This is a genomic window from Bacillus sp. Bwzl_19 (assembly GCF_054900515.1).
On sequence record NZ_CM142729.1, the window covers coordinates 1,775,717 to 1,795,405 of the forward strand.

Below are 19,689 nucleotides of genomic sequence, written 5' to 3' on the forward strand. Positions count from 1 at the left end.
TCCATTGATTTTTTGAAACCGGGAAGTTTTTAACTGATGATAATGTGAATAGAATGTTAAGATAAGACCTATTGACAAAAAACCATATAATGAACATTTCATTTTTCAGAAAGGAGAACAAAAGGAAAACTGATGAAGAGAATTTTACTTAATGTCATCATTATCGTAGCAATGGTCTTACTAATAAGATGTGTTCATTATGCGTCAGACCCTGATCCCTCGAATTCCTCTGATACATACACAGATTTTAAAGATCTGGCTGAACACGAAGACCCCGATGATTATCATATATCGTACAATAAGCAAGAGGGGAGCTCTGTATTGATTATGTCGCCGCACGGGGGCAGAATTGAGGGCGGGGTGAGCGAGATCGTCCGCTCTTTCAGAGATGATTTTTCAACCTACCTGTTTGAGGGATTAAAAACGCATGATAACCAGACCCTTCATATTACGAGCACCAAGTTCGATGAGCCTTTAGCAGTCAAAAGCATTAAACAGCACCGTTATGTTATCGCAGTTCACGGTTATAAAAGCGACGAGAAAAACACTCTTGTCGGAGGAAGTGACCGGAAGCGGGCGAAAAAATTGGTGAAAGCTCTTAAACGAAACGGATTTTCTGCAGAATTGGCAACCTCAAGAACCGGGCTGTCCGGAGTTGACATCGAAAATATCAATAACCAGACCCAAACCGGGCTGAGCATACAGCTTGAGATCAGCAGAGAACAACGGGAAGCGTTTTTTGATAATTTTGATTACCGCGAAAGAGAATTCACAAAAACGGAGGAATTTTACCGGTATGTCCGTACGATAAAAAGAGTGATCAATCAAGAGTATTCTTGAGCTTAAAATAAGACAAACCAGTGAAAGTTGAGTAAACTGAAAAAAAGGAGGATTGTCCCTTGGCAAAACACCATTTTTATTTAAAAGCAAATTGGCCCGGAAATCGGAACGGCGTCGGCGATATTAAAAGCGGCCGGCTGGAAACAGCTGTGTCCATTCCTAAGGAAATGGACGGACCGGGAGAAGGCACAAATCCTGATGAAATGCTGCTTGGAGCGGCCGCGACCTGTTATATTATAACGCTTGCGGCAATGATGGAAAGAAGCGGTCTGGATAAAGAAGATCTACATATGGAATCTGAAGGAATTGTAGACGTAACAAACGGTGTATTTACATATCAAAAAATCATTCACCGCCCGTTTATAGTATTAAAGCCGGGTGCAACTGAAACGGAGTTTACGCTGGCCAGAAAGCTGGCGCAAAAAGCGGAGTCCTCGTGTATGATTTCACGAGCGGTCCAGGGAAACGTGGAGATGGAGCTTGAAGTGGAAGTAAAAGCCGCCCGCGATTGATGAGTTCAAACGGTCAGCTCCGGGCCGTTTGATTTTTTTTAGCTTTTTGAGACTTGGAACGGTTCAGCAGGATAACGCCTGTGATGACCAAAACGAGACCGATCATCATTTTGACTGTCATGGCCTCCTTAAAAACGATAAAGCCGACAATCGCCGTTAAAGCCGTGCCGACACCTGACCATGTCGCGTATGCGGTGGATAAATCAAGGCTTTTCAAAGAGAAGCTCAAAAACATAAAAGAGGCTCCGATTCCGGCAATGACGCCGAGAGCGGGCCATAGGTGGGTAAAACCGTCCGACAGCTTCAGCATCGTGCTTCCGAACACTTCTGATACAATGGCTAATGCCAAGCAGAGTAATCCTTTCATTATCATGCCTCTCCTTTCTACCAATTCATCAAAATGACACCGGCCAATAAGAAAAAGAGCCCGATAACAGCCTGCTTGTCCAGTTTTTCATGAAACCACTTCGCTCCGATAATGGACGCAAGCACCGTTCCGGCCCCGCTCCATGTGGCATAGGATAAGCTGAGCGGAATGAGATTCAGTGTCAGTGAAAGCATATAAAAGGCCAATGAATAGCCAGCCACTACAAGTGCGCTCGGCACAAACCGCGTAAATCCGCGGGAGACCTTCAGCATGGCCGCACCCATTGACTCTGATAAAATAGCAATTGTGAGGAAGATATAACCCAGAATCATATCCAATCCCCCTCTCATCATCATCTTCATGCCTTTTGTTTAAGGCAGTAAAATAAAATAATATCCGAACTTTACCCGGCAAGTCAAGACATTCGGCCTATATAAAAAGGCCCCTGAAAGGAGCCCTTTTTGATTGGGCGTTTATCAAAAAAATAAAGGAGTGAGCTTTTGTGGGCCTGTATCAGTCCGACTGGTCAAAAAAACCTCCGCATACACACGCATACCGGGCTGTAACGGATGTAGTGCAGGGGCATTACCATTTGATCGAAGGCTTTTCACAGCCGGAGAACGGCAGCAATACAGATGAGCATACACATTTTTATTCGGGCATCACCTCTTTTGAAAACGGCCATTTCCATAGGTATTACGGTATTTCCGGCCCTGCCATTCCGAGGGTTGACGGAACACATTATCATGAGCTTGCAGAGACCACCTTTGCCGCTTACAATGAGCCGATTCAGATCCGCTACGGCGGGGTCGTTTACGATCCGCGGGAGCAAGACCGGAAAACACACCACCACAAGCTCAAAGGAAAAACGAGAGAGGTTGTCGGCAACGAGCCGCTCGGGTGGTAATTGACGTTTAGCGCTCAGAAAAAAGGGCAAAATGGATAGGTGCCTGGAGAAATGAATGCTATAATCAGGGGGAGATTTATAAAAGAGAGTGATACATATTGAAAAATACAAAACAGCCTGTCGTCATACTCGTCGGCCCGACGGCAGTCGGAAAAACAAAACTGAGCATCGGACTCGCAAAAATGCTGAATGCGGAAATCATCAGCGGAGATTCCATGCAGGTATATAAGGGGATGGATATCGGTACGGCCAAAGTCACCGAAGAAGAGACAGAAGGCGTGCCGCATCATCTGATTGATATTTTGGACCCGTCCGACACTTTTTCAACGGCGGATTATCAGAAAATGGTGAGGGAAAAAATCAGCGAGATTGCCGGCAGAGGAAAGCTCCCGATGATTGTCGGAGGGACTGGTCTGTACATTCAGTCTGTGCTGTATGATTATACGTTCACTGAACACTCCGGTGATCCTGTATTCCGGGAGCGCATGGAGAAACTGGCGACAGAAGAAGGGGCGGAAGCTCTTCATGCCAAGCTTGCGGCAGCCGATCCGGAAGCGGCGGCGGCCATTCATCAAAATAATACGCGAAGAGTCATCCGCGCGCTCGAAATTCTCCACATATCAGGAAAAACAATGTCAGAGCATCTTAAAACCCAAAAACGGGAGCTGCTTTACAATGCGGTACTCATCGGTCTTACAATGGACAGAGAAGTGCTGTACGGCCGGATTAACGATCGTGTTGACCTGATGATGGAAGCCGGCCTTCTTGCTGAAGTCAAGCGGCTGTATGATATGAATATCCGGGACAGCCAATCGATTCAGGCGATCGGCTATAAAGAGCTGTATGAATATCTGGATGGAAAAGTGCCGCTCCCTCAGGCTGTGGAACAATTAAAGCAAAATTCAAGACGTTATGCGAAACGCCAGCTGACCTGGTTTCGCAATAAAATGTCCGTCTCATGGACCGATATGACCCCGCCTGTGGATATCGAACAGAAAATAAAGGAAATTTTCGAGTGTATAGCAGGAAAACTGGAAATTTAATCGAAACAGTATTGTATTGAGAACCAAGGAGGACGAAACATGAAACCGATTAATATTCAAGATCAGTTTTTGAATCAAATCCGAAAAGACAATACGTTCGTCACGGTGTTTTTACTCAACGGCTTTCAGCTTCGCGGCCAGGTAAAAGGCTTTGATAACTTTACCGTCTTGCTCGAAACGGAGGGGAAGCAGCAGCTTATTTATAAACATGCCATCTCCACGTTCGCCCCGCAAAAAAACGTTCAGCTTGAGCTTGAATAGACTTTTTTGCCAAAGACCATGAAGCATGGTCTTTTTTTATGCGCGCCTGTATATTGCCGGCTGGAGATCGGAAACATAAAAGGGGGCTCGGAACACCATGTTTGAAAGTGAGAATGAACTGAGAAGAATCAGGATTACGCTCGTTTGGATCGCTGTTTTTTTGCTGTTTGGAGCATGCAGCAATCATGAGACGGTGGTGACGGATCATGACGGCGGCTCAACGGATACCGAACCGCAGACTGAAAGCACGGTGCAGCTGGAACATAACCATTTCGGCGTCGTTGAGGACGGTTACATGAAAATATACCGCTACGATGAAAAAACGAATAAAATCAAACTGAAAAAAGAAACGGCGCTGGATGAGCTTGAATAAATTTCACAAGCGTTCGAATTTACAAAGCAGGCCGCACAAGCTACACTAGGTACTGACATTGATCATGCAGAGGGTGAGACGATTGAAACACAAGGTGATAATCAACCATTGGGAAGAAACCTGTGAAGATGATTCCTGCTATGAATATGGAACCAGCATCATCGTTGACGGCAAAGAACTGATCAGAGAGGCTTCCATTACAAGCGCTCTGAAATCCGTACTGAAAGAAATCGGTGCTGATGTGGAAATAGAAGAAACCGTTGAAAGCGAAAAAAAATGTGATTTTACAAAAAATAAGAATAAAAGTCTAGACTACTAAGCAGTTTTTTTTCATGTTATGATAGACATCGGCTTACACATGACACCTTGAGTAGGATGAGAGATGATTCTCGTTCTGCTCTCTTTTTTGGGCGTTAATCGGGGCAGAACCAAGGTCCGCTCTTTCAAAAATATGAACTTTTTATAAATCGATCTCAATATGTTGTGTTTTTCTGAGAGGTTAGTATACTATATATAGTGTTAAGAGATTCATTATTTTTGATAGGTCGTGATATGGATGGTTCAAATCATATTTGATTCAAAGACAGGGAATGTTCAGCGTTTTGTGAATAAAACAGACTTTCAGCTGATCCGCAAGGTGGACGAAATTGAAGATCTGGACACTCCGTTTGTACTGGTGACCTACACGACAAACTTCGGACAGGTGCCGGCATCAACGCAGGCATTTCTTGAAAAAAACGCCCATCTTCTGCAAGGAGTCGCAGCGAGCGGAAATAAAATCTGGGGTGAGAATTTTGCCAAAAGCGCCGACACGATCTCAAAGCAGTATCAGGTGCCGGTCCTTCTTAAATTTGAACTCAGCGGCACAGCGAAAGACGTTGAATTGTTTACTCAGGAGGTAGAAAAAGTTGTCACAAAACCAAGTGCCAAAATGGATTCAGTTAAATAACGAAATTATGATCCAACAAGATGGAAAATTCCAGTTTGATAAAGATAAAGAGGCTGTACATAGCTATTTTGTTGACTATATCAATCAAAACACGGTATTCTTTCACGATTTGAAAGAGAAGCTGGATTATCTGATTGAAAATCAATATTACGAAGAAGAGTTTTTGAGCCTCTATTCGTTTGAAGAGATAAAAGATGTTTTCAAGACAGCTTACGCGAAGAAATTTCGTTTTCCATCCTTCATGAGTGCTTTTAAATTTTATAACGATTATGCATTGAAAACGAATGATAAGAAAAAAATCCTTGAGCGTTACGAGGACAGAATTTCAATCGTGGCCCTGTTTTTTGCAAACGGCGACGCGGAAAAAGCGAAAGACTATGTGCGCTTAATGATTAACCAGGAATATCAGCCGAGCACGCCGACATTCTTAAATGCCGGACGCAAACGCCGCGGCGAGCTGGTCAGCTGTTTCCTTTTGGAAGTCAATGACTCGCTGAATGATATTTCAAGAGCGATCGACATCTCCATGCAGCTTTCGAAGCTCGGAGGAGGCGTGTCACTTAACCTGTCGAAGCTCCGTGCCAAAGGCGAAGCGATTAAAGATGTGGAAAATGCCACAAAAGGCGTCGTAGGCGTGATGAAACTTCTTGATAATGCGTTCCGCTATGCTGACCAAATGGGGCAAAGACAAGGCTCAGGCGCGGCATACCTGAACATTTTCCACCGGGATATTAATGATTTTCTTGATACGAAAAAAATCTCGGCTGATGAAGACGTCCGCGTTAAAACCCTTTCCATCGGCGTCGTGATTCCGGACAAGTTCGTCGAGCTTGCGAGAGAGGATAAAGCCGCTTATGTCTTTTATCCGCATACGATTTATAAAGAATACGGCCAGCATATGGACGAAATGGACATGACGGCGATGTATGAGGAGCTTGTCGACAATCCGCGCGTCAAAAAAGAAAAAGTGAATGCGCGCAAATTGCTTGAAAAGCTTGCCGTTCTCCGCTCTGAGTCAGGCTATCCGTACATTATGTTCCAGGACAACGTAAATAAAGAGCACGCGAATAACCACGTCTCAAAAGTGAAATTCTCAAACCTTTGCTCTGAAGTGCTTCAGGCGTCACAAGTTTCAGCTTACACAGATTATGACGAAGAAGATGAAATCGGCCTGGACATTTCCTGCAACCTGGGTTCTTTAAATATTTTGAATGTCATGAAACATAAATCGATTGAGCGCACGGTGAAACTTGCGACGGATTCCCTGACTCATGTGTCCGAGACGACGGATATCCGCAACGCGCCGGCAGTCAGACGCGCGAACAAAGCGATGAAATCGATCGGTTTAGGCGCGATGAACCTGCACGGCTACCTTGCCCAAAACGGCATCGCTTATGAAAGCCCGGAAGCAAGAGACTTCGCGAATACGTTCTTTATGATGGTAAACTTTTATTCCATCCAGCGTTCAGCTGAGCTTGCGAAAGAAAAAGGCGAAACGTTTGAGCATTATGAAGGCTCCACTTATGCAACGGGAGAATATTTCAATAAATACATCGAGAAAGAGTTCTCGCCGGCATACGAAAAAATCGCTGCGCTCTTTGAAGGCATGCACATTCCGACAATCGAAGACTGGAAAGAGCTGAAGGCGTTTGTCGCTGAAAACGGCATGTACCACAGCTACAGACTGTGTATCGCGCCGACAGGCTCCATTTCCTACGTCCAATCCAGCACGGCATCCGTTATGCCGATTATGGAACGGATCGAAGAAAGAACATACGGAAACTCAAAAACGTATTACCCGATGCCGGGGTTAGCGTCTAATAACTGGTTCTTCTACAAAGAAGCTTATGATATGGACATGTTCAAAGTGGTGGATATGATCGCGACAATCCAGCAGCATATCGATCAGGGAATCAGCTTCACCCTGTTTTTGAAAGATACGATGACAACTCGTGATCTGAACCGTATTGATCTGTATGCCCACCATAGAGGCATCAAAACCATTTACTATGCAAGAACGAAAGATACCGGGCAGGACAGCTGTCTTTCTTGTGTTGTTTGATTAAAGGAGAGTTTACAGTGACAAAAATTTATGACGCAGCAAACTGGTCAAAGCATGAAGATGATTTCACCCAAATGTTTTACAACCAAAACGTAAAGCAGTTTTGGCTTCCGGAAGAGATCGCATTAAACGGCGATCTTCTCACTTGGAAGTATTTGGGTAAAAATGAACAGGATACGTACATGAAGGTTCTCGCCGGCCTGACACTGCTTGATACAGAGCAGGGGAACACGGGCATGCCGATTGTGGCCGAGCACGTAGAAGGCCATCAGCGAAAAGCGGTTCTTAATTTCATGGCGATGATGGAAAACGCGGTGCACGCAAAATCATATTCAAATATTTTTATGACGCTTGCTCCGACTGAAACGATCAACGAAGTGTTTGAATGGGTGAAGCAGAATAAATACCTGCAGAAAAAAGCCCACACCGTCGTCGGACTGTACCGCGCCATAAAAAAAGATGATGAGATTTCGCTGTTTAAAGCGATGGTCGCTTCCGTTTACTTAGAAAGCTTCCTTTTCTACAGCGGTTTCTATTATCCGTTATATTTCTACGGACAGGGCAAACTGATGCAAAGCGGTGAAATCATCAACCTGATTCTTCGTGATGAAGCGATCCACGGTGTCTATGTCGGACTGCTTGCTCAAGAAATATACAATAAACAAACAGAAGCGAAAAAAGCGGAACTCCGCGAATTTGCGATTGAGCTTTTAGAAGAGCTTTATCATAATGAGCTTGAGTATACCGAGGATCTGTACGACCAAGTCGGGCTGTCTCATGACGTAAAGAAATTTATCCGCTATAACGCCAATAAAGCGTTGATGAACTTAGGATTCGATCCTTACTTTGAAGAAGAGGATATTAATCCGATCGTATTAAACGGATTAAACACCAAAACGAAATCACATGATTTCTTCTCCATGAAAGGGAACGGCTACAAAAAAGCGACGGTAGAACCGATTAAAGACGAAGATTTTTATTTCGGCCAAGATGAAGAGCAGATATAATATCTGCTCTTTTGGCTTGAATGGAGAGGTAAGACAGGAGGAACGGACATGAATAAAATGGATGAAATCATCTTGGCTGCACCGCGAAGCGACGTCTTTCAAAATGAAACGCTGGCATTTCAGGGAGTCAACAGCGAAGATGAATGTATCGTAAAGATCATGGCTCAAATTGAGGAGCATTTTTTTGACATCAGAAGAGGCGACGCGGAAGAGGACCCGCGTTTTAAACAGCCGATTCCATATGTCGTCATCCGCCGTGATGATGAGGTGTTTGTGTATGAACGGCTCGCGGGCGGCGGGGAATCGCGCCTCCATAATAAGCTTTCCCTCGGTTTCGGCGGACACATGAATCCTATGGAAGGGGCGGCTTCTTTTTCAGAGGTGCTGAAAGAGAATACCGACCGGGAGCTGGCGGAAGAACTGTACATTCGTGAGGAGGACAAACAAAACATTGTCACACTCGGTTTAATCAACGATGATGAAAACAATGTAGGGAAGGTACATATCGGCATCCTTTCTGCGCTCCAATTAGCGTCTGGAGCGCAAGTCGAAGTGAAAGAAAAAGATCAGATCGCCGGCCGCTGGATGAAAGTGAGCGAATTAAAAGAACAAGACGTGTATCAGCGTCTTGAAACTTGGTCACAGTTTGTCGCCGATATTCTTCAATAACAGAAAAACCCCTGTTCCTCCTAAAAAAGGGAGAACAGGGGTTTTTCGTTAGTTTAGTGTAATGACGGTATCAAATCCCGCTTTTTTTGCCCGCTCTGCTAACGATTCAGCATTATCTCTGGAAGAGAATGCGCCAATCTGCACTTTAAATAAGCCGCCTGTTGAAAGCACTATTGCATCAAAACCTTTAGACACCGCATTGGCGGCAAGCGCATCAGCATTTGCTTTCACTTTGAAAGCGCCGATTTGCACTTTATATAAGTCAGCCTTTTTTTTAGACTGAAAGCTTGCTCCAAGCCCTTGGCATGTCCTCTTGCAAGGCTTTCAATAAAACTGGATGTTTTCAGGTTGTTTGCGTCAGCTGTCGTATCAATAAAACCATTCTCCGTCAAAATCGCCGGCATATTTGACTCCCGCAGCACATGGAAGTTGTCTGTTTTTTTTCCGCGGTCATGAAAACCTGATGCGTGGATCACTTGTGTGTGGACGGCTGATTGGTAAGTCGAGGTCGGCGCTCCGACTCCCGGGTAAATATAGCTTTCAAATCCGGTTCCGCCTCCTGAGTTAATATGAATGGATAAAAAATAATCTGCGCCCCAGCTGTTGGCGGCATCTGTTCTTTCCGTCAGGCTGACCGTCTTATCGCTTGTCCTGCTCATCATGACAGAAACCCCTACATACTCATCCGTCAGAATTGTGCGCAAAGCCAGCGCGATCTCCAGAGTGACCGCTTTTTCCTGGAGGCCGTTCCCGGTTGCACCTGAATCAGTTCCGCCATGACCAGGGTCTATAAAAATTTTAACCATTCTCCATCACCTCATTACAGCATATGATGAGATTCAAAAGGTGCTTGTACGGCTGTCATTCATGAGAAAAATAAGAAATCCGCCTAACATTTCCCGGAAAATAAAAATAAATGGTTTGTCCCCCCGTTTCAGCTGAATACAATAAGAAATGAAAAATATTTCTCGGGAAAGCGCAGGATTCAGCATCATTCCCGAAGAGAACGGAAAATGTGACAGATATAGGAGAAAACGGGCCTCATGATGTAGGCGGATGTCACAGAACGTCTTCATCATGAATAAGATAAAGAGAGAACAGAGAGGTGAGCATGTTGGAGCGCGCTGTAACCTATAAAAATAACGGACAAATTAACATCATTCTTAATGGCCAAAAGCAAGTGCTGACAAATGCGGAAGCTGAGGCGGAATACCAGGCCGCCCTGCAAAAAAATGAAGCCAAGCACAGCATCCTGAAAGAAATTGAAAAAGAAATGAACACATTAGTGGGAATGGAAGAGATGAAACGCAACATTAAAGAAATTTACGCATGGATCTTCGTCAATCAAAAACGGGCCGAACAAGGGCTGAAAGTCGGGAAACAAGCTCTTCATATGATGTTCAAAGGGAATCCCGGCACCGGGAAAACAACCGTCGCGAGACTGATCGGCAAGCTTTTCTTCGAAATGAACGTTCTTTCAAAAGGACATCTGATCGAAGCAGAACGTGCTGATCTGGTCGGTGAATACATCGGACACACGGCGCAAAAAACGAGAGATCTGATTAAAAAGTCGCTCGGCGGCATTTTATTCATTGATGAGGCGTACTCACTTGCAAGGGGCGGAGAAAAGGATTTCGGTAAAGAGGCGATCGATACGCTTGTCAAGCATATGGAAGACAAACAACATGAATTTATCCTGATTCTGGCAGGATACTCGAGAGAAATGACACATTTCCTTTCATTAAACCCCGGCCTGCAATCGCGTTTTCCTATCAGCATTGATTTTCCGGATTACTCTGTCACTCAGCTGATGGACATTGCCAAGCGCATGATAGCAGAACGGGAGTATCAATTAAGTCAGGAAGCCGAATGGAAGTTAAAAGATTACTTAATGACAGTAAAAAGCACGACAAGCCCCATTAAATTCAGCAACGGTCGCTTTGTCAGAAATGTGATTGAAAAATCAATCCGCGCTCAGGCCATGAGGCTTTTAATGGGAGACCAATACTTAAAAAACGATCTGATGACGATCAAGAGCCAGGATTTATTTATAAAAGATGAGACGGCAGCTCATGAATAATCCTCTCAGCCGGTCTGAGAGGCCTCTTTTTTATTTCTCTCTTTAAAACCCGCCGGATGTGTGGTATACGCCCTGCGGGTTTGGTATGATAGTACTACTGCCCAATACGACACAGAAAGGAACATCCATTTGAACGAACAGGAAGAAAAAAAAGAAACGGTCATTCTGGTCGGCTGCCAGCTTCCGCACGTGACCGACGAGCACTTTGACCATTCGATGGACGAGCTTGCTTCATTGACAAAAACGGCTGACGGAACGGTGCTGACCCGGATTACGCAAAAACGGAACAGAGCGGATGCCGCTACATATATAGGCAAGGGGAAAGTAGACGAGCTGAAGGCGCTGTGTGAAGAGCTTGAAGCGGATCTGGTCATTTTTAATGATGAACTGTCACCGAGTCAGCTTAAATCACTCGCCACGGCAATTGAAGCGAAAATCATCGACCGCACGCAGCTTATTTTGGATATTTTCGCAAAAAGGGCGAAGACGAGGGAAGGAAAGCTTCAGATCGAATTAGCCCAGCTACAATACGCACTGCCGCGTCTGAGCGGACAAGGAATCAATCTCTCCAGACAAGGCGGCGGAATCGGGACGAGAGGGCCCGGTGAGACAAAGCTTGAAACAGACCGGCGCCACATTAGAAACCGCATACACGAAATTAACGTACAGCTGTCAACGGTTATCCGCCACAGAAGCCGTTACCGGGAGAGACGCAAGAAAAATGGCGTGCTTCAGGCGGCGCTTGTCGGGTATACCAATGCCGGGAAATCAACGTGGTTTAATAAATTAACAAGCTCAGACAGCTATGAAGAAGATCTGCTGTTTGCAACACTTGATCCGATGACGAGAAAGATGGCGCTCCCGAGCGGCTACAGCGTCCTGCTGTCTGATACGGTCGGCTTTATTCAAGATCTCCCGACCACGCTGATTGCCGCTTTCCGTTCAACGCTTGAGGAAGTGAAGGAAGCGGACTTGATCATTCATGTCATTGATTCTTCCAATGAAGATTATGCCGGGCATGAACAGACTGTTCTCGGCCTGTTAAAAGAGCTTGAGGCAGATGATATTCCGGTGTTGACCGCTTATAACAAACGGGATGAAACATTTCCTGACTTCATTCCGACAGCAGGGGAAGGCCACATTATGATCAGCGCTAGAATCGCCGGGGATGAAGCGAAACTAAAAGCGGAAATCGAAGCTTATTTACGCCGGGAGCTGATGACGGCGTATGAAGTTCATGTGCCTGCGGCTGAAGGCAAATTGATGTCACGCATCAAATCAGAGACTATGATCGACGGCCTTTATTTTAATGAAGAAAATGAGCGATACGAAGTCTCGGGGTACGTACAAGAAGAACAAAGCATACTTGGAGAACTGAAGAAATTCATGTAAGGAAGGTATACACAACATGTTTGAGACACTGACACACGGCGCTCTTTTACAAAAAACCGCCGAAGAAACAGAAGCGGAAATCGCCGCCGTTCATAAAAAAATAGAAGAGATCAGTGAACGGAATGAATGGAGAGTTTTGCAAAGCTACAGAAAGCATAAAGTAAGCGATACGCATTTTACGCCTTCAACCGGGTACGGCTATGATGACATCGGCCGAGATACACTGGAAGAGATCTATGCTGATGTGTTCGGAGGAGAGGCTGGGCTGGTGAGGCCGCAAATCATTTCCGGGACGCACGCGATTTCAATCGCGCTGTTCGGTGTGCTGAGACCCGGAGACGAATTGCTTTATATAACAGGCAAGCCTTACGATACACTTGAAGAAATCGTCGGGGTGAGAGGCGGGGAGTACTCAGGCTCGCTTAAGGAATTTCAAATCGGGTATAATGCAGTCGATTTAACCTCAGAAGGCAAGGTTGACTTCGAAGCGGTCCGGGCTGCAATCCGTCCGAATACGAAAGTGATCGGTATTCAGCGTTCAAAAGGATATGCGAATCGTCCGTCCTTCAGAATAAATGAAATTGAAGAAATGATTCGTTTCGTAAAGGAAATCAAAGAAGATGTCATTGTTTTTGTGGACAATTGCTACGGAGAATTTGCGGAAGAGCGGGAACCTTGCCACGTCGGTGCGGATCTTATGGCCGGCTCCTTAATTAAAAACCCGGGCGGCGGCCTTGCCAAGACGGGCGGCTATCTTGTAGGAAAAGCCAAGTGGATTGAAGCCTGCTCTTACCGGATGACCTCACCGGGAATCGGAAGTGAAGCCGGCGCCTCGCTTTATTCATTGCAGGAAATGTATCAAGGTTTCTTTCTTGCTCCGCATGTAGTGGCGCAAAGCTTGAAGGGAGCGGTATTTACCGCCCGTTTTCTCGAAAAGCTGGGCTTTACGTCAAACCCGGCCTGGAATACGCCGAGAACGGATCTGATCCAATCAGTTGAGTTTCAGGACCCTGATAAGATGATCGCTTTTTGCCAGGCGATACAATATGCTTCTCCGATTAATGCGCATGTGACGCCGTATCCGAGCTATATGCCGGGATATGAAGACGATGTCATCATGGCAGCGGGCACTTTCGTACAGGGAGCAAGCATTGAATTATCAGCAGATGGCCCTATCAGACCGCCTTACGTTGCTTATGTCCAAGGGGGATTAACTTATGCGCACGTGAAAAATGCGATTTGCAGCGCCGTAAATGCTTTAATGGAGAAAGGGCTGATCTAATTCGTTTGCAATTTTCAAAGAATTAGATGTTAAGTTTCCTTACATTGTGTTGACACAAAATATAACATCACCTATAATGAGACTAAGATAAGAAAAGGGGGAAATTGAGATGAGTGATAATATTCGCCGCTCAATGCCTTTATTTCCGATTGGGATTGTCATGCAGTTAACAGAACTGTCTGCCCGGCAAATTCGATATTATGAGGAAAATGGACTGATATTTCCAGCGAGAAGCGAAGGGAATAGACGATTATTTTCATTCCATGATGTAGATAAACTGTTAGAAATCAAAAATTTGATTGAACAAGGCGTCAATATGGCTGGTATCAAACAAATTCTGGATAAGGCATCTGCCGAACCGGAAGAAAAATCCAAAACGGCCAAACCGATGAAGCATGATCTGTCTGATGATGAACTCAGAAAGCTTTTGAAAAACGAACTGATGCAGGCAGGCCGTTTCCAGCGGGGGAATACTTTCCGCCAAGGTGACATGTCCCGATTCTTTCATTAATCCGTTAGCAACTGTTTTGCTATATACATTTACCTTTTAGAGGAGGAGTTTTACGAAATGGCAAAGTACACAAGAGAAGACATCGTAAAATTAGTAAATGAGGAAAACGTAAAGTATATCCGCCTTCAGTTCACAGACATTCTCGGAACGATTAAAAACGTAGAAATTCCTGTGAGCCAGCTTGAAAAAGCACTTGATAATAAATGTATGTTTGACGGTTCTTCCATCGAAGGATTTGTCCGCATCGAAGAGTCTGATATGTACTTATATCCTGATCTGAACACATTTGTCATCTTCCCGTGGACGGCTGAAAAAGGTAAAGTAGCACGCTTCATCTGTGATATCTATAATCCGGACGGCACGCCGTTCGAAGGTGATCCGCGTAACAACCTCAAACGGATTCTGAAAGAAATGAAAGAACTCGGATTCAGCGATTTCAATCTTGGACCTGAGCCTGAATTCTTCCTGTTTAAATTAGACGAAAAAGGCGAACCGACGCTTGAATTGAATGATAAAGGCGGATACTTCGACCTCGCTCCGACCGACTTGGGAGAAAACTGCCGCCGCGATATCGTGCTTGAACTTGAAGAAATGGGCTTTGAAATCGAAGCATCTCACCATGAAGTTGCTCCGGGTCAGCACGAAATCGATTTTAAATATGCCGGTGCCATCCGTTCTTGTGACGACATCCAAACTTTCAAACTGGTTGTCAAAACGATTGCCCGCAAACACGGTCTGCATGCGACATTCATGCCAAAACCGCTGTTCGGCGTAAACGGATCCGGTATGCACTGTAATCTATCACTCTTTAAAGAGGGCGTTAACGCATTCTTTGATAAAGACGCTGATCTTCAGCTGAGTGAAACAGCAAAACACTTCATTGCCGGTATTGTAAAACACGCGACAAGCTTTACAGCTGTCACAAACCCGACAGTGAACTCTTACAAACGCCTTGTTCCGGGCTATGAAGCACCTTGTTACGTGGCATGGAGCGCGCAAAACAGAAGCCCGCTGATCCGTATCCCGGCTTCCCGCGGCATCAGCACGCGTGTTGAAGTCCGCAGCGTAGACCCGGCGGCAAACCCGTACTTGGCGTTAAGCGTATTGCTTGCAGCAGGTCTTGACGGAATCAAAAACAAACTTGAAGCGCCGGCTCCGATTGACCGCAACATCTACGTTATGAGCAAAGAAGAGCGCATGGAAAACGGAATCGTAGATCTTCCGGCGACACTGGCGGAAGCTCTCGATGAATTCAAATCAAACGAAGTTATGGTTGCAGCTCTCGGCGAGCACCTGTTCGAACACTTCATCGAAGCAAAAGAAATCGAATGGGATATGTTCCGCACACAGGTTCATCCGTGGGAGCGCGAACAATACATGTCTCAATATTAATCTCTCAATCCCTTGGCACTCTTGGTGTCAGGGGATTTTTTGGTTTATTAACAAGTTTAATAACTTAATATAAATCATGTATCACCCACAAAACACCCACAAAAAATCAATAAAAAATTACTTCATAATTGTGGAGATATAATCCTCGTACTTATTCATTGAATCTCTGTCAATTTTTTTGATGATGTGAGTAAATATTTGACGTCACTTGAATACTCTTATGGCCCAGTCGTTCTTGTACATATTTCATTGATGCAGCTGTTCATCATTGATTCCCTATTAATTTGGATGAAAATTCAGGAAGAGGTATCCATAAATAGGAACAAGAAAAATGAATGAATGGAGAGAAGAGATGTCAAAGGAATATGTGGACGAAAAGGCTGTCCGTAAAATAGTTATCAAATAATTGAAAAATTATCGCGCGCTCAAAGTCCACTTAGAAAATAAAAAGAGTGTTCATCTACCGATATTAACATTTTCCCTTCCCTCCGAGATTCGCTTACCGTTAATGAACTAAAGGTGAAGCAGATGGAATGTGCTTTAAAAAACATCTTGGATGATGAGGAACGTTTGATTATCGAGAAGAAGTACCTGACAGCTGGTAAAGGTGAAAGACATTCATATTTATATGGAACTTGGCATGAAGAAGGATACCTATTATGAAAAAAACAGCGTGCTATCCTCATATTGCCACAGCACTTGGGATTAATTGACGAAAAATTCACTAAAATGACAAGAAAAATATGGTTATTGTTAGAAAAAATTGGTTTAATAAAAGTGTAAATAAAAAAAGGAGATGAGAAGCATGAAGAAAGTTTTGATGATTTTCGCTGTTTTTGCTTTGACTTTAGGTGGTTTAGGAATTTTTAAACCTGGACAGGCTTTTGCAGCAACTTCCGGGTGGGAGACACATAATGGAGTAAAAGCTAAAATTACAACAGATCGTTCAGGTAATTATCCTTCAACTGATACTTATATCGGAATAAACATTCAAACCCAGTATTCTAAGAAACTCTCCTATCAACTAATGATTAATGATGTTAACAAACATGAGTTACTCGCAGAAAGAAGAGGTACCATTGATGCCAATGGTAATATTGATAGACAGATATTAATTAGTGACTTTTTAGGAAAAGGGAAAAGTGGGAAATTTAAAGTTCTCTTTAAAGCTTACAAGTATGGTGATTATGACACTTGGTATGGAGACTGGTTTACGTCTGAGTTTACAGTAACACGTTAATAAAATAGCTTTTTGCGCTCTGTTTTTTTTAGCAGGGCGTTTTTTTTCAACAAAATCCCGACAAAATTGGGGGACTATTTATGTTTGAAATGTCGATAAACTTAACCTATCAACAAAACAAGGGTGACGCGTCTAACCCTTATCAATGGCGTATCCGGATACGGAACAAAGGTGTTGAGGAATGAAGCCGAACGAGAGGAACATTCTGAGCCTGGATAGCAGCTAGTCTGCGACGGCCATAACGGGGAAGTAATTTCGTTTTACTGCGATCTTACTGTACTTGGCTTCCTCTCGGAGTATGTGTAAGGCGCAATTCTTATTAAGCGATTAGCACAAGGAGTTGATAAAAAAGAGCAACCCGTGGGCTGCTCAATTTATATCATTATCCGTATCACTTGTCATTGTTTATTTCAATGGTTTTGTTTAATGCAAAAATCTTTATAACCTTGGATTTTTATGAATGCCTAGATGTTCTTTAATGGCTTTTGAAGTAACTTAGAATAATTCACTTTATGTTCTTTTGCGATGTCATCCATTCAGCGGGGGGAAACGATTAGCGGTTAACCGCTTGATCGTAGGGGCAGTTTAGAAAGAATATATAGAGGGGATTGTACTGCCGCCTAAAAGATGTAGCGCGCCTGATTGCCGCAGCTATGTGGATTGGGCGGAGCGTTATTGTGAGAGAAGCACAAGGGGGATACCGACAAGCAGTACCACAAAAATTTGAGATACAACAGGGAGAACAACAAGCTCTATTCCTATTACCATTTGACAGAGTGGAAATCCCTTCGAAAACAGAAGCTTAGAGAAAGTAACTATCATTGTGCTGTCCGTGCCTTAACAGGGATGTTTAAACAAGTCTCAAAGGTTAGTAGAGCTTAGAGACATCATAAACGATATTCAAGAGCATACCGACTTAAGTATTCTTGAGGTGCTTTGTCATCATAATCAGATTACTTTTGATACCTGAAAGGCTATAATTGGTCAAAAAAAGGAGTAATTGATTATGAATAATATTAAAAATTTGTCATTTCATTTTTTGGTTGCTGGGAAGTTAGAGATGTTTAGGGAGTATGCTGGATACATTGAGCAAAGTCTCGGCAGGGAGATTTATGATTTTGAAGAGTCTATGAAGGAATTCAGTGATGAAGAAAAAGAAGAATTTGTTGACTGGCATTATGATGAAATAGTCAATTTTAGAGATGTCTTTCCTTCCATTATGAGAAATTCATTATTCATTAGCGTGTATTCTTTTTTAGAGGAAAAGATTATAGACTTATGCGGTCAGCCGGATGAGACAAGTATTAAGCTAGAAGATTTACAGGGTAACGGTATTACCAGAGCAGCTTTATATATAAAAAAGATTAAGAAAGAAGTTTTTCCTGATGATATTAAAGAATGGCACTTCATTATTAATGCCAACCATATTAGAAATTGTATTGTCCACTGTGGGGGAGATATAGAGAAATCGAAAAACCCCAAAAAAGTTAGACATGCAATCCAAGAGTTAAAATATGTTCTTGAAAATAGTCATCACAAAATAATACTTAGTGAAGAATTTTGCATGGAGTTTATTAGCGTTATAGAAAGGTTTCTTTTTATTCTTTATAAATAAATTAAGGTTATAAGTCCCCCGCCGTTTCATCGGGTGTTTTTTTCATTTTCCTGTACATCGGCGCCCCGTTAATTTGTAAAAAATGTTGAAATGAAAATTTTGATTTATACTTTTTTTGCCTTGTTTTTGACCGGTGGCCGAACCTTGACAGGTATAGGGCGATCTTCATTCCTTTCATTGCACTGCTCTTGCATAATCGCCTGATTTATCAAGTGCGTTTGTCAATTCATCTTCAAGGAACGATTCTTCTACATAAGAATTTGCAAGCCCGGTTTCTTCAATCATAGCTTCTATAATTAGAGAGTCATATATTCTCAGATTTAGAAACAAGAATTGTGATTTCACGAAAAAAGTAAGGCCATGGGGAAACAAGACACCTATAATATAATTTTTTAGGCCTTTGTAATTAAATTACAAATATTCATAATATTCACTCGTTGATTCGTGCTATTATATTGAAGGGAACGATCAAAAGCTTTGGCGTAAGGGCAACCTCATGTCAAAGCCAGAAAAATTTATAGGAGGTAACATATGTTTAAGTTTAAAAAGAATTTCTTAGTTGGATTAACGGCAGCATTAATGAGTATTAGTTTGTTTTCAGCAAGCGCTTCTGCAGCTGGCACAGACTACTGGCAAAATTGGACTGATGGGGGCGGAACAGTAAACGCTGTCAATGGATCTGGAGGAAATTACAGTGTTAATTGGTCTAATACCGGAAATTTCGTTGTTGGTAAAGGTTGGACTACAGGTTCGCCATTTAGGACAATAAACTATAATGCCGGTGTTTGGGCGCCTAATGGCAATGGATATTTGACTTTATATGGTTGGACGAGATCACCTCTCATCGAATATTATGTAGTGGATTCATGGGGTACTTACAGACCTACCGGAACGTATAAAGGTACTGTAAACAGTGATGGAGGTACATATGACATCTATACAACGACACGTTATAATGCACCTTCCATTGATGGCGATAACACTACTTTTACGCAGTACTGGAGCGTCCGTCAGACGAAGAGACCAACTGGAATCAACGCTGCAATCACTTTCAGCAATCATGTTAACGCATGGAAGAGTCATGGAATGAATCTGGGCAGTAATTGGTCTTACCAAGTCTTAGCGACAGAGGGATATCAAAGTAGTGGAAGTTCTAACGTAACAGTGTGGTAACAGATCATTTTTAA

General features: G+C 43.4%; 21 protein-coding genes and 2 pseudogenes. 20 read left to right on the top strand and 3 right to left on the bottom strand.

Annotated features, from left to right (window positions below; translation table 11 throughout):
* Window positions 1-132: 132 nt before the first annotated feature.
* Complete coding sequence (locus ACW5MY_RS09250; RefSeq protein WP_013352345.1) at window positions 133-840, top strand: poly-gamma-glutamate hydrolase family protein; 708 nt, start codon at window positions 133-135, stop codon at window positions 838-840.
* Window positions 841-899: 59 nt separating this feature from the next.
* A complete protein-coding gene (locus ACW5MY_RS09255; protein ID WP_013352346.1) occupies window positions 900-1,352 on the top strand; it encodes an OsmC family protein in 453 nt (150 codons plus the stop codon).
* 13 nt (window positions 1,353-1,365) lie between these two features.
* Here ACW5MY_RS09255 and erbB read toward each other — a convergent pair whose 3' ends face one another.
* Both erbB and erbA read right to left on the bottom strand, forming a co-directional pair.
* Complete coding sequence (gene erbB / locus ACW5MY_RS09260; protein ID WP_014470379.1) at window positions 1,366-1,719, bottom strand: SMR family multidrug efflux transporter EbrB; 354 nt, start codon at window positions 1,717-1,719, stop codon at window positions 1,366-1,368.
* Window positions 1,720-1,736: 17 nt separating this feature from the next.
* Window positions 1,737-2,051: an SMR family multidrug efflux transporter EbrA gene (erbA, locus tag ACW5MY_RS09265; protein ID WP_013352348.1), complete on the bottom strand. Its 315-nt coding sequence runs from the start codon at window positions 2,049-2,051 to the stop codon at window positions 1,737-1,739.
* Window positions 2,052-2,221: 170 nt separating this feature from the next.
* Between erbA and ACW5MY_RS09270 the strand changes: the two genes are divergently transcribed.
* The 9 genes from ACW5MY_RS09270 (at window position 2,222) to ACW5MY_RS09310 (ending at window position 8,990) form a co-directional block, all read left to right on the top strand.
* Window positions 2,222-2,626, top strand: a complete 405-nt coding sequence (locus ACW5MY_RS09270; RefSeq protein WP_013352350.1) for a YmaF family protein — start codon at window positions 2,222-2,224, stop codon at window positions 2,624-2,626.
* 98 nt (window positions 2,627-2,724) lie between these two features.
* Window positions 2,725-3,669, top strand: coding sequence for a tRNA (adenosine(37)-N6)-dimethylallyltransferase MiaA (gene miaA / locus ACW5MY_RS09275; RefSeq protein WP_013352351.1), 945 nt, complete (start codon window positions 2,725-2,727; stop codon window positions 3,667-3,669).
* Window positions 3,670-3,708: 39 nt separating this feature from the next.
* On the top strand, window positions 3,709-3,930 hold the full coding sequence (gene hfq, locus ACW5MY_RS09280) for an RNA chaperone Hfq (RefSeq protein ID WP_003154064.1): 222 nt from the start codon (window positions 3,709-3,711) through the stop codon (window positions 3,928-3,930).
* A gap of 97 nt (window positions 3,931-4,027) precedes the next feature.
* Entirely contained in the window at window positions 4,028-4,303 is a 276-nt protein-coding gene (locus ACW5MY_RS09285; protein WP_013352352.1) for a YmzC family protein, read from the top strand.
* An 82-nt stretch (window positions 4,304-4,385) separates the two neighbouring features.
* On the top strand, window positions 4,386-4,622 hold the full coding sequence (locus ACW5MY_RS09290; RefSeq protein ID WP_289394405.1) for a hypothetical protein: 237 nt from the start codon (window positions 4,386-4,388) through the stop codon (window positions 4,620-4,622).
* Window positions 4,623-4,859: 237 nt separating this feature from the next.
* Window positions 4,860-5,252, top strand: coding sequence for a class Ib ribonucleoside-diphosphate reductase assembly flavoprotein NrdI (gene nrdI / locus ACW5MY_RS09295; RefSeq protein WP_013352354.1), 393 nt, complete (start codon window positions 4,860-4,862; stop codon window positions 5,250-5,252).
* Entirely contained in the window at window positions 5,212-7,314 is a 2,103-nt protein-coding gene (gene nrdE, locus ACW5MY_RS09300; protein WP_013352355.1) for a class 1b ribonucleoside-diphosphate reductase subunit alpha, read from the top strand. Before nrdI ends, nrdE begins: the two co-directional genes overlap by 41 nt.
* Before the next feature lie 17 nt (window positions 7,315-7,331).
* Entirely contained in the window at window positions 7,332-8,321 is a 990-nt protein-coding gene (gene nrdF, locus ACW5MY_RS09305) for a class 1b ribonucleoside-diphosphate reductase subunit beta (RefSeq protein ID WP_013352356.1), read from the top strand.
* Window positions 8,322-8,369: 48 nt separating this feature from the next.
* Window positions 8,370-8,990 carry a hypothetical protein gene (locus ACW5MY_RS09310; protein WP_013352357.1) on the top strand — a complete coding sequence of 207 codons (621 nt, stop codon included), beginning with the start codon at window positions 8,370-8,372 and terminating at the stop codon, window positions 8,988-8,990.
* Window positions 8,991-9,038: 48 nt separating this feature from the next.
* Here the strand turns inward: ACW5MY_RS09310 and ACW5MY_RS09315 are convergent.
* Window positions 9,039-9,796 (bottom strand): annotated as a pseudogene (locus tag ACW5MY_RS09315) (N-acetylmuramoyl-L-alanine amidase).
* A gap of 305 nt (window positions 9,797-10,101) precedes the next feature.
* On the opposite strand from ACW5MY_RS09315, the gene spoVK reads away from it, so the two are divergent.
* The 9 genes and pseudogenes from spoVK (at window position 10,102) to xynA (ending at window position 19,675) form a co-directional block, all read left to right on the top strand.
* Window positions 10,102-11,070 (top strand): stage V sporulation protein K, encoded by a 969-nt coding sequence (gene spoVK, locus ACW5MY_RS09320; protein ID WP_038462785.1) that lies wholly within the window; start codon window positions 10,102-10,104, stop codon window positions 11,068-11,070.
* Between the two features lie 129 nt (window positions 11,071-11,199).
* A complete protein-coding gene (gene hflX / locus ACW5MY_RS09325) occupies window positions 11,200-12,462 on the top strand; it encodes a GTPase HflX (RefSeq protein WP_013352360.1) in 1,263 nt (420 codons plus the stop codon).
* A 16-nt stretch (window positions 12,463-12,478) separates the two neighbouring features.
* Window positions 12,479-13,744, top strand: coding sequence for a methionine gamma-lyase family protein (locus tag ACW5MY_RS09330; protein WP_013352361.1), 1,266 nt, complete (start codon window positions 12,479-12,481; stop codon window positions 13,742-13,744).
* A 109-nt stretch (window positions 13,745-13,853) separates the two neighbouring features.
* The gene (locus ACW5MY_RS09335) at window positions 13,854-14,255 is read left to right on the top strand and encodes a MerR family transcriptional regulator (RefSeq protein ID WP_013352362.1); all 402 of its coding nucleotides are present in this window, start codon (window positions 13,854-13,856) and stop codon (window positions 14,253-14,255) included.
* 57 nt (window positions 14,256-14,312) lie between these two features.
* The gene (gene glnA, locus ACW5MY_RS09340) at window positions 14,313-15,647 is read left to right on the top strand and encodes a type I glutamate--ammonia ligase (RefSeq protein ID WP_013352363.1); all 1,335 of its coding nucleotides are present in this window, start codon (window positions 14,313-14,315) and stop codon (window positions 15,645-15,647) included.
* Between the two features lie 406 nt (window positions 15,648-16,053).
* Window positions 16,054-16,358: pseudogene (locus tag ACW5MY_RS09345) on the top strand (ArpU family phage packaging/lysis transcriptional regulator); the annotation flags it as partial.
* A 94-nt stretch (window positions 16,359-16,452) separates the two neighbouring features.
* Window positions 16,453-16,887: a hypothetical protein gene (locus ACW5MY_RS09350; protein WP_014470376.1), complete on the top strand. Its 435-nt coding sequence runs from the start codon at window positions 16,453-16,455 to the stop codon at window positions 16,885-16,887.
* A 1,006-nt stretch (window positions 16,888-17,893) separates the two neighbouring features.
* Window positions 17,894-18,502, top strand: a complete 609-nt coding sequence (locus ACW5MY_RS09355) for a histidine kinase (protein ID WP_014470374.1) — start codon at window positions 17,894-17,896, stop codon at window positions 18,500-18,502.
* Between the two features lie 531 nt (window positions 18,503-19,033).
* Window positions 19,034-19,675 (top strand): endo-1,4-beta-xylanase XynA, encoded by a 642-nt coding sequence (gene xynA, locus ACW5MY_RS09360; protein ID WP_014470371.1) that lies wholly within the window; start codon window positions 19,034-19,036, stop codon window positions 19,673-19,675.
* Window positions 19,676-19,689: the final 14 nt, after the last annotated feature.

Coding starts and splice junctions, on each gene's coding strand:
- ACW5MY_RS09250 (WP_013352345.1), top strand. CDS start 133: ATGAAGAGAATTTTACTTAATGTCATCATTATCGTAGCAATGGTCTTA.
- ACW5MY_RS09310 (WP_013352357.1), top strand. CDS start 8,370: ATGAATAAAATGGATGAAATCATCTTGGCTGCACCGCGAAGCGACGTC.
- hfq (WP_003154064.1), top strand. CDS start 3,709: ATGAAACCGATTAATATTCAAGATCAGTTTTTGAATCAAATCCGAAAA.
- ACW5MY_RS09335 (WP_013352362.1), top strand. CDS start 13,854: ATGAGTGATAATATTCGCCGCTCAATGCCTTTATTTCCGATTGGGATT.
- erbB (WP_014470379.1), bottom strand. CDS start 1,719: ATGAAAGGATTACTCTGCTTGGCATTAGCCATTGTATCAGAAGTGTTC.
- nrdI (WP_013352354.1), top strand. CDS start 4,860: ATGGTTCAAATCATATTTGATTCAAAGACAGGGAATGTTCAGCGTTTT.
- ACW5MY_RS09350 (WP_014470376.1), top strand. CDS start 16,453: ATGAAGAAAGTTTTGATGATTTTCGCTGTTTTTGCTTTGACTTTAGGT.
- xynA (WP_014470371.1), top strand. CDS start 19,034: ATGTTTAAGTTTAAAAAGAATTTCTTAGTTGGATTAACGGCAGCATTA.
- ACW5MY_RS09285 (WP_013352352.1), top strand. CDS start 4,028: ATGTTTGAAAGTGAGAATGAACTGAGAAGAATCAGGATTACGCTCGTT.
- spoVK (WP_038462785.1), top strand. CDS start 10,102: ATGTTGGAGCGCGCTGTAACCTATAAAAATAACGGACAAATTAACATC.
- ACW5MY_RS09330 (WP_013352361.1), top strand. CDS start 12,479: ATGTTTGAGACACTGACACACGGCGCTCTTTTACAAAAAACCGCCGAA.
- ACW5MY_RS09355 (WP_014470374.1), top strand. CDS start 17,894: ATGAATAATATTAAAAATTTGTCATTTCATTTTTTGGTTGCTGGGAAG.
- glnA (WP_013352363.1), top strand. CDS start 14,313: ATGGCAAAGTACACAAGAGAAGACATCGTAAAATTAGTAAATGAGGAA.
- erbA (WP_013352348.1), bottom strand. CDS start 2,051: ATGATTCTGGGTTATATCTTCCTCACAATTGCTATTTTATCAGAGTCA.